This is a genomic window from Wolbachia endosymbiont of Drosophila seguyi (assembly GCF_028981765.1).
GTDB lineage: Bacteria > Pseudomonadota > Alphaproteobacteria > Rickettsiales > Anaplasmataceae > Wolbachia > Wolbachia pipientis.
In genome coordinates, this window is record NZ_JAPQLM010000009.1 from 1 (window position 1) to 9,875 (window position 9,875).

Annotated in this window: 9 protein-coding genes and 1 pseudogene; 8 read left to right on the top strand and 2 right to left on the bottom strand. The window is 35.6% G+C overall.

From position 1 onward, the window contains the following. Positions 1 to 147 precede the first annotated feature (147 nt). Entirely contained in the window at positions 148 to 1,479 is a 1,332-nt protein-coding gene (locus OZD62_RS00130) for a DNA recombination protein RmuC (protein WP_038199773.1), read from the top strand. A 41-nt stretch (positions 1,480 to 1,520) separates the two neighbouring features. Here the strand turns inward: OZD62_RS00130 and OZD62_RS00135 are convergent, their stop codons facing one another. After that, positions 1,521 to 2,849, bottom strand: a complete 1,329-nt coding sequence (locus OZD62_RS00135) for an IS4-like element ISWen1 family transposase (RefSeq protein ID WP_275019165.1) — start codon at positions 2,847 to 2,849, stop codon at positions 1,521 to 1,523. A 157-nt stretch (positions 2,850 to 3,006) separates the two neighbouring features. Between OZD62_RS00135 and OZD62_RS00140 the strand changes: the two are divergent. Together OZD62_RS00140 and OZD62_RS00145 are read left to right on the top strand one after the other, a co-directional pair. Then, a pseudogene (locus tag OZD62_RS00140) lies at positions 3,007 to 3,201 on the top strand (IS256 family transposase); the annotation flags it as partial. A 589-nt stretch (positions 3,202 to 3,790) separates the two neighbouring features. Next, a complete protein-coding gene (locus tag OZD62_RS00145) occupies positions 3,791 to 3,934 on the top strand; it encodes a hypothetical protein (RefSeq protein ID WP_275019166.1) in 144 nt (47 codons plus the stop codon). A 27-nt stretch (positions 3,935 to 3,961) separates the two neighbouring features. Here the strand turns inward: OZD62_RS00145 and OZD62_RS00150 are convergent, their stop codons facing one another. Then, entirely contained in the window at positions 3,962 to 5,134 is a 1,173-nt protein-coding gene (locus OZD62_RS00150) for an NADH-quinone oxidoreductase subunit D (RefSeq protein ID WP_010962676.1), read from the bottom strand. Positions 5,135 to 5,409: 275 nt separating this feature from the next. Here OZD62_RS00150 and OZD62_RS00155 point away from each other — a divergent pair, with 275 nt between their 5' ends. The 5 genes from OZD62_RS00155 (at position 5,410) to folD (ending at position 9,670) form a co-directional block, all read left to right on the top strand. After that, on the top strand, positions 5,410 to 6,588 hold the full coding sequence (locus OZD62_RS00155; protein ID WP_275019167.1) for an aspartate aminotransferase family protein: 1,179 nt from the start codon (positions 5,410 to 5,412) through the stop codon (positions 6,586 to 6,588). Between the two features lie 88 nt (positions 6,589 to 6,676). Continuing rightward, on the top strand, positions 6,677 to 7,960 hold the full coding sequence (locus OZD62_RS00160; protein WP_010962674.1) for an HlyC/CorC family transporter: 1,284 nt from the start codon (positions 6,677 to 6,679) through the stop codon (positions 7,958 to 7,960). Positions 7,961 to 7,973: 13 nt separating this feature from the next. Next, positions 7,974 to 8,240, top strand: a complete 267-nt coding sequence (locus tag OZD62_RS00165) for a DUF2312 domain-containing protein (protein WP_010082293.1) — start codon at positions 7,974 to 7,976, stop codon at positions 8,238 to 8,240. Then, entirely contained in the window at positions 8,233 to 8,808 is a 576-nt protein-coding gene (locus tag OZD62_RS00170) for a UbiX family flavin prenyltransferase (protein ID WP_010082294.1), read from the top strand. Before OZD62_RS00165 ends, OZD62_RS00170 begins: the two co-directional genes overlap by 8 nt. Then, the gene (gene folD / locus OZD62_RS00175; protein ID WP_275019169.1) at positions 8,792 to 9,670 is read left to right on the top strand and encodes a bifunctional methylenetetrahydrofolate dehydrogenase/methenyltetrahydrofolate cyclohydrolase FolD; all 879 of its coding nucleotides are present in this window, start codon (positions 8,792 to 8,794) and stop codon (positions 9,668 to 9,670) included. The genes OZD62_RS00170 and folD overlap by 17 nt, the downstream gene beginning before the upstream one ends. The last annotated feature ends 205 nt before the right edge of the window (positions 9,671 to 9,875 follow it).

The following is a 9,875-nucleotide window of genomic DNA, read 5'->3' on the forward strand; positions in this document are numbered from 1 at the left end:
CATTCCTGCACAATTTATTCTCATGATAAAAACGTCTTAACTTTCTCTCTACTTTTTCTGGGTAAGGTCACCTCTTTAGGTGCTCCTTTTTTCTTTCTTATACACACAAAAATCATATAGAATTGTAAATACAGCTTTTTTATTCTGATGCTTTTCAATTCTATAGCTCTGGTTGTCTCCCTATTACTATTTTTCTACATTATCGTAAAAAAACTGAGCGAAAAGAAAGCAAACCTTGAGGGTAATTTATGTAAATTAGAGCAAGAACTTCAAGAAACAAAGCAAACTTTGCTTACGAAGAATGAAGAAATAGTTGATTTAAGGGTCAAAAAAGCAGAACTTGAAGTAACTCTGCAAAAAGAACGTGAGGAAAAGAAAAAGGAAATAGAATTACTAACAAAAGCAGAGGAGAGATTAACAAACACTTTTAAAGCGCTCTCTCTTGATGCTTTGCAGACAAATAACAATAATTTTCTGAACTTAGCAAAGGAAGTAATCGATAGTAAATTAAAAGAAACGGAAAGCGATTTCAAAAAAAGACAAGCAACGATCAACGAAGTTGTAACTCCAATAAAAGAAAAATTAGAAAAATTTGATAATGAAATACGCGAGCTGGAAAAAGAGAGGGTAGGGGCCTATGAAGGTTTAAAGGAGCAAATTGGAGCGCTGATGAACCAAACTTCCAGCCTTGCTAATGCCTTGAGAAAGCCTCACATCAGAGGAAAGTGGGGTGAAATGCAACTCAAAAGGGTGGTAGAAATGGCGGGAATGATTGAATATTGCGATTTTTTTACTCAGCCGTCAGTGGTTGATAAAAACGAGGATAATTTATTGCGTCCTGATTTAATAATCAAAATGCCATCTGGAAAGCAAATAATAATAGATGCTAAAGTGCCGCTTGATTCTTACATGGATGCTATATCACAAAATGATTTGCAAATACAAAAGGAGAAATTAAAGAATCATTCCCTGGCAATAAAAAAACACATAAATGATTTGGGTAAAAAAGAGTATTGGAATCAATTTGAAAATACGCCAGAACTTGTGGTGCTTTTCTTAACAGGGGAGGGGGTTTTTAGCGCAGCACTGGAATATGAGCCTGCTTTGATAGAGATTGGAGTGGAAAAAAAAGTGATCATTGCAACACCGATCACTCTAATTGCGTTGCTGAGAGCAATAGCGTATGGATGGAAGCAAGAGATGATAGCTGAAAACGCAAAGAAAATCAGTGAACTAGGTCATATTTTATATGAGCGCATTTGCACAATGGGTGAAAACTTTGATAATTTGCGCAGGAGCTTAAAAAGTGCTGTTGATCATTATAATAAAACTGCTGGCTCTCTTGAAGCAAGGGTGTTTCCTGCTGCTCGAGAATTCAATAAGCTTGGTATACATGCAAAAAATAAAAGTTTAAGTGCTGCAAAGGAATTAGAGTCTTTACCACGCAGTTTACATACTGAGGAGCTGAAAGTAGATTAGGCATCTTAACAGGGAATGTTCAAAAAAGCATACGCGTCAAGTTAAGAGATTGTAAGTAAATTCAGGGAAGTTAAGGTAGATACTCTAGTTTTTCTGTACTTGTCTTTTAATGAAAATCGAGACCAAGTTATGGTAAGCTTTTTAAGAAAAACTTTCAAACTATTAACTTTATTCTTTAGTGCTAAAAATAACTCTATAACCCGCCTTTTTAGCTCAATAAATGCCTTTGTTAAGCTAAGTTCTGTATTCTTTTTCACTTCTGTGCAACCAACTATGCCGTGAAATATAAGAATTGCGCACAATTTAGCATATAGTTCACATAATACTCTGCATGGCTTTCCTTTTAGCTTATCAAGTCTGATATGGCTTTTATACAATTTAAATAATAACTCAATTTGCCACCTTACTCTGTAAATCGTTAATACTTGCTCAGCACTAATTTTATTTTCTGGAACATTAGTTATAAATATTGACCAGTTCAACAATTTTTGATTTCTTTTAGAGGATGTATATCCCTGCGATCTTGCTAATCTATTAGCTTTCCTTCTTCTGGCCATAGACTGTTCTTCAGTTAGTTTCTGACATATAATTCTTACTCTAATTTTTGCTTCTTTTCCTAACAATACCTCGTTTTCTAAAAATAACTTATCCTCTAAACATTCTAATAACTCCATTTTTTGATTTGTTTCTACATCATATATGTTAGTATCGGATTTATAACGACTTATGAAATAAGCTCCTATTTCATTGATTTGTTTAAAAGAACTTGGCACAAAATAACCGAGATCAGATATTAGCAAATCATTGCTTAATATATTACTTAAATGTTTCCTATATCCCTGGTCTGATCTTACTCCCTCCGTTAAATTAAGTTGGTCTATTATCTGATTCATGTAGTCGAAAACTAATTGTAACTTTATTCCAGACTTAGTACTGCTTTCATAGCCACTGTAGCTAGTACCATAACCTTTATACATCTCTTCCATACTGTTAGGTAGAGTAATATAGCTACTGTCCAATAATTTAACACTATTAAATTGCTGTAAGATTTTGCAATCAACTTGCAAGATATTTTTGAAGAGAAGCACAGATTCATTATACATCCTTTTCATAAATTCCACTGCTTCTTCAGTAAATCTAAAATCCAAACCTTGTTTTGTTATATCTATCGAGTCCTCGTTTAGTAATTGACACATTGTTTCTACGCTACAATTATCAACCCCTATATTACCCAAGACCATGGCTTTTACGAACGATGAACCTTTTAGCTTTCTCTTTCTTTTTATAAACCTTGTTGTAATTGAGATTTTGTCTGCTTTTTCATTAAAAAATTCTTTGAGCTTTTTTGATAAGCTAGTTATTTTATTCATTGGTTCTCTCACTAAAAGTATTTCTGGGAGAACTTATACCTTATTATTCTATCTCTTTCATACCTTTATTTCCTTAACTTGACGCGTATGATTCAAAAAAGTGTGTCAAACCAAAAAAAAAGTAATAAATTGATATAAAAAAAATGGAGGTTTGACAATGAGTCAGAAAGTAGTAAACAGAACTACCGGTTTGGTAGATTACAAAGAACTGGAAGCAAATATACTGTCATCAATAAGGGAAGGCAGACCATTAACAGGAAGGGATGGAGCATTTACACCATTTATAAAAAAGCTGCTGGAGGCAAGTTTGGAAGGTGAAATAGAAAATCACTTATTAGCTGAAAGTGAAGAGAGGGTTTGGTTGGAAGAAGTGGAGTAGCGAATGGATATACAAAACGCTGGGTCTATATTCAGACTATAGAATAAGGTATTACAAACCGAAAGCATCACCAGCACAATATGTTATAAACTTTGGTAAAGAATCTGCTAGGAAAGCGTAGTGCGGATGCTGCGTTTGACGAGGCGGGAGCTGGAAACGTTAACATGGGAATTTGGATTGAGGCCTATTGTGAAAACAATGGATCAGCCACCAAACCCTAAAGTAGGCGCGCCAGTTCTTGACCCTACATATTTTTTTGAAGGTTAAATCCAGCTTAGGGTCGAGAAACTTAGATAAAGCCATAGCCAAAGTGTTTAAAAATATTAATAATTATACACACAATTATTCAACCATATTTTTGAAGATAGCTATGCCGCCGCGGTATCTCTTAGCCGCTAACAAGTAGCGGGATGACGATTGTTGGTAAATCTAAGTCAGTTTAGCTATAGGCAGCAATTTTCTGTATTTATTTTAAATTGAAGGAAGCTCAAATGAAAGATCATGTTTTGCTAAAAATCACAGAATGCAGTCTAACAGTGAACGGTTACGCTTTTGATCAAAAATGTTGTATAGTACACAATCAATTTTTCTGGATCCAAGTAGTCAAGGCACTGCCTTTGTGTTTGAGGTAAAATCGGCTATAACACTTAACATACTGCCTTTGCAAACAAATGTTCGTACAGTTATGTGTCAGCTACTTGCATGACGCCATTGCCTGAACGGGTACCAATGATTACCTATCAATCTCACCAAAAACTATATCGAGTGAGCCAATAATTGCTGCAACGTCAGCAAGCATGTGTCCTTTTGCCATAAAGTCTAAGGCTTGTAAATGCGCAAAGCCAGGTGCTCTTATTCGGCACCTATAAGGTCTATTGGTACCATCTGAAACTATATACACTCCAAACTCACCTTTTGGTGCCTCAACAACTGCGTAAGCCTCACCTTCTGGTACGTGATATCCTTCTGAATAGAGCTTAAAATGGTGAATCAGAGCTTCCATAGATTTTTTCATCTCTGCTCTTGACGGTGGAGAAATTTTTCTATCTTCAGTTTTTATTTGCCCTTCAGGCATTTTCTCTATGCACTGCTTCACCAAACTGATAGATTGCCTAATCTCTGCCATTCTAACTAGATAACGGTCATAACAGTCGCCATTTTGGCCGATCGGTATATCAAAATCTAGTTGATCATATATCTCATATGGCTGGCTTTTTCGCAAATCCCAAGCAAGCCCAGCAGCGCGCAACATTGGGCCACTAAAGCCCCAATCAAGTGCCTGTTTAATTGATATTTCACTAATTCCTACAGTGCGTTGCTTCCATATCCTATTTTCTGTTAAAAGTTCATCAACATCGTCTATATATTTTGGAAATTGCTCTATAAACTTTGCAATATCCTCAATCAAATCTTCTGGAACATCTGCTGCAATTCCACCTGGCCTGATGTAAGCTGCGTGAAACCTTGCACCTGAAGCTCTTTCGTAAAATTCCAGTATTTTTTCTCTTTCTTCAAAGAGCCATAAAAGAGGGGTCATTGCTCCAACATCAAGTGCTTGAGAAGAAACGTTCAGTAAATGATTTAGTATTCTCGTCAGTTCACAAAACAAGACACGTAAATACTTTGCCCTAATTGGCACTTCACATTGCAACAATTTCTCCACACAAAGTGAATATGCATGCTCTTGTGACATTGGTGATACGTAATCAAGGCGATCAAAATAAGGCAAAGCTTGAAGATACGTTTTATGTTCTATTAATTTTTCAGTACCGCGGTGCAAAAGCCCAATATGGGGATCTGCCCTCTCGATCACTTCACCATCCATCTCTAAAACAAGACGCAACACTCCATGTGCAGCTGGGTGCTGAGGTCCAAAATTTAACATCATTGTCTTTAGATCGGGCATGTCCAGTAGTTTAAGATATTAAAATTGTATAGGCTAAAGTGCGCTCAAAGTCAATAAACTTCTTGCATAGGCTACAACTATCATTCAATAGAAACAAAAACTTTTACAATGGCTAATAAGTGTTGATAAAACCAAGTCACTTTAGCTATAGAATGACAAAAAAGGTTTGCATTAGCCAAATTTTTAGTTGAAGTAGCATAAGAGGTTAAAGGAAAAGCTTTGTGTTAATGGATTCATTTCAGGTATAGTATAGATAATACCACAATACTTATAAAATGGATCATGTTGTTAATGCGTATAATAGACTTGACACTCCTATAGTCAGGGGAGAAGGGGCATATCTTTTTGATAAAGATGGTAAAAAATATTTAGATTTTGCTGCAGGTATTTCTACAACTTCTTTAGGGCATTGTCATCCATACATTACAGATAAGCTGAAAGAGCAATCGAGCTCATTATGGCACTGCTCTAACATTTTCACTATTCCCGAGCAAGAAAGGCTTGCCGAGCGTTTAACAACCCTTACTTTTGCAGATAAAGTTTTTTTCTGCTCAAGTGGGCTTGAAGCAACAGAAGCTGCAATTAAGTTTATTCGTCGTTACTTTTATTCAAAAGGGCAAGCAAAACGTAATCGTATTATTACAATTGAAGGAGGCTTTCATGGCCGCAGTATTGCTGCAATTTCTGCTGGAGGCAATGAAAAATCACGCGAAGGTTTTGCTCCGCTCCTTTCTGGTTTTGATAAAGTGCCAAGAAATGACATTAAAGCATTAGAAGAAAAAATCAACAATGAAATAGCTGCTGTATTTTTAGAGCCCATACAAAGCGAAGGTGGAGTATATCCACTAGACGTAGAATATCTTCAAAAAGTAAGGGAAATAACAAAAGCTCAAGGAATAATTTTGTGCTTTGATGAAGTGCAGTGCGGATATGGACGCATCGGTTCTTTATTTCATTATCAAAATGTCGGCATTGAACCTGATATGCTAACCTGTGCGAAGGCTATGGGTAACGGTTTTCCTGTAGCTGCATGTTTAGTGAAAGATTATATAGCAGAAGCAATTACTCCAGGAACTCATGGATCAACCTATGGTGGCAATCCACTTGCCATGACTGTTGGTAATGCAGTGCTCGATATAATGCTAAAAGAAGGCTTTTTTGATCATGTTAAAAGAATTAGTAAATATTTAAAAGAAAAGCTGTTGCTTTTAGCTAAAGAATTTCCTGAGATGATTTTAGAAGTTCGTGGAGAAGGGTTACTAATGGGAATAGAACTAGCAACTCTTGTAGCTGATAAAATTATTAGTCGATCTCTTGATAAAGGTTTAATAATAACTAGGGTTTTAAACAACAAAGTAGTAAGGGTAACCCCACCACTTATCATTGAGGATGGGCATGTGAACGCAGCGTGTAATATGCTTTATGATTTGTTTTTTAAGATTAAAGGTATATAAAATTCGGCAATATAAATTCAGGCTTGCAAATGCCTCTCATAACATGTAAAATTAATTTTATTTTTTATCACAATAACATCGTACTTTAATGGATTGGTTATTGGTCTTAGTATCATCAGCAATTTTTGTTTTGTTAGTTTTATCGTTTTTGTTCTCAGGAGCAGAAATAGGCTTAACCTCAATTAGCCGTTCTCGAGTTAATAAGCTAAAGCTAGACGGTAACAAAAAAGCCAGGGTAATAGATCGCTTATTAAATAGGAAAGAATTGACAATAGGAACGGTATTGCTCGGCAATACAATTATTAATATTACTTGCTCTGCTTTATTTACAGCAATATTTATCAATCTTTTTGGAAATGAGGGCATTCTCCTATCAACAATTATAATGACATTTTGTATTTTATTGTTCTGCGAAGTTCTACCAAAAACTTATGCTATTCAAAATCCTGAAAAATTTGCATCATTTTCTGCTTATTTTGTATTGTTTTTTGTAAAGATTTTTTCTCCATTGACACTAGGTATTCAATTTATTGTTAACCTCATCCTAAAATTATGTGGGCTGCATAAAGATAAGGAAGTGATATCTGCAGCGGATGCAATGCGTAATATGATTACTCTTCACCGCAGTGAAGGAACTATGTTGCAACAGGATTTAGATATGCTAAGCAGCATACTTGATTTGGCTGAGACAGAGATATCACAAATTATGACCCATAGAAGAAACCTATTTTCTCTTGATATAGATCGGAATAAAGAAGAGTTAATAAGAGAGATTTTAACCAGCAGTCACAGTAGAGTACCTTTATGGCAGAAGGAACCAGATAACATTGTAGGTGTAATTCACGTGAAAGCTCTAATAAATGCTTTGCGTGAAAAGAATAATAAAGCGGAAGAAGTTGACATTACCCAAGTTATGTCAAGGCCTTGGTTCATACCAGAAAGTACACCGCTCAGCGTGCAACTTCACAACTTCCGTAAGAACAGGAAACACCTTGCATTTGTTATTGATGAGTATGGAGCACTGCAGGGAATTGTAACTCTTGAGGATATACTGGAAGAAATAGTTGGAGAAATTTCGGATGAACATGATTTGATTACGGAGAATTTTATAAAGAAAATATCTGATAATATGTATCACATAGAAGGAAAATCTACTATTAGGGACATTAACAGGCAGTTATACTGGAATCTCCCTGATGAAGAAGCTACAACTCTAGCAGGTATGATTGTGAATGAAATAGAGCGCATTCCTGACGAAGGCGAGGAGTTTTCCATGTATGGTTTTCGCTTTAAGATTTTAAAAAAAGATAAAAATATTATTACTGTTGTTGAAGTGCAAGTAAAAATTGGTAATATTAGTGGCAGCAATTAATTAGTGGAGTTTCATGGAAGATACAGTAAAAATAACGGCTGAAGAGTTGAAGGGTTACATAGAGAGAATCGAAAAACTTGAACAAGAAAAGAGGGATGTGCAAGATCACATTCGTGATGTATATGCAAAAGCCGCAGATGAAGGTTGGGATATAAAAGTGATGAAACAAATTATTAGGCTGAGGAAGATGGATGATGATGACAGAGAGGAACAAGAAATATTGCTTGATACCTATAAACGTGCATTGGGAATGAGCTACGAAGAAGAGTTAAGTGAATAGCAGAATTGTAATTGGAATAAGTGGAGCATCTGGTTCTATTTACGGTGTGCGTATTTTAGAAGCGTTGAAAGACGTCGATTATGAAACTCATTTAGTGATAAGTCGTGCTGGGAAAGTAACTTTAGCTCACGAGATTAAAGAAAAACTTGAAGATATTACATCACTTGCAGATTTTTACTATTCTGAAGAAAAGATTGGAGAAAAAATAGCAAGCGGCTCATTTAAAACCTCAGGGATGATTGTAGCACCATGCTCTATGAAGACAATGTCTGAAATCGCATCAGGTGTTACTTCCAATCTATTGACAAGGGCTGCAGATGTAACGCTAAAAGAAAGAAGAAAGTTAGTTCTTATGGTGCGAGAGTCACCACTGCATCTTGGGCATTTACAAAATATGTTAAAATTAACGGAGATGGGAGCAATTATTGCTCCACCAGTGCCTGCTTTTTATATTAAACCGAAATCGTTGGATGATATTATTAATCATTCTGTTGGCAAAGTATTGGATTTATTTGATATCAAATTACCCGACTTTAAGGAGTGGCAAGGAAGTGACAATTATTATTGATGGTAAAAAAATAGCAAACGACCTATGTGAGAGGCTATCACAAAAAATTGATATTTTAAAGAGAGAGTATAACATTTTTCCTTGCCTGAAAGTAATTCTCATAGGTAGCAATCCAGCAAGTCAGGTTTATGTTCGCAATAAACAGAAAAAAGCAGAATCAATAGGCATAAGTTCTGAGACCATTGTTTTGCCTAATAATATTTTAGAAGATGAATTAATTGAAAAAATCAATGAATTAAATGAAGATCCATCTGTGCATGGCATTTTAGTGCAATTGCCTTTACCAAATCATATTAGTGCAAGCAGAGTAATTAACACAGTAAGTGTTGAAAAAGATGTAGATGGCTTTCATGATGAAAACGTTGGCAAATTAGTTAAAGGTGAAAAAAACTGCCTTATACCTTGCACTCCTAAAGGTTCTTTGCATTTAATTAAGTCAATTGAAGAGAACCTTTCCGGTAAAAACGCAGTGGTAATTGGTAGGTCAAATATCGTGGGCAAGCCAATGTTTTACCTGCTATTGCAAGAAAACTGCACTGTCACCATCTTGCATTCACAAAGCAAGGATTTAGCTGAATATTGCTCTAAAGCGGATATAGTAGTTGCAGCAGTCGGAAAGCCAAATTTTGTTCAAGCAGACTGGATAAAGAAAGGTGCAATAGTGATCGATGTTGGCATAAATAGCGTTAACGTAGGAAAGCTTGTAGGTGATGTTGACTTTGAAGGAATAAAAGGGAAAGCCAAAGCTATGACCCCAGTACCCGGGGGCGTTGGCCCAATGACCATTGCATTTCTAATGATGAACACTATTATTGCTGCTTGCTTGCAAAAGGGAGTTGATGCTTCTGATTTCATTAGTTGAGGTATGAAGAGGAAAGCTATATGAAGATAGAATGTACCATATCACAATTAATAAAAAATTGAGATTTTTGAAATTCCTCAGTAGTCAAATTTATTAAATATTTAGGATCATCATCTATTCTTTTTTCTCTACAAGTATAGCTAAAGTGGCTTAGGTTTACCTACAATTTGAAAAACAACAAATTCGTCATTCCGCTACTCGTTAG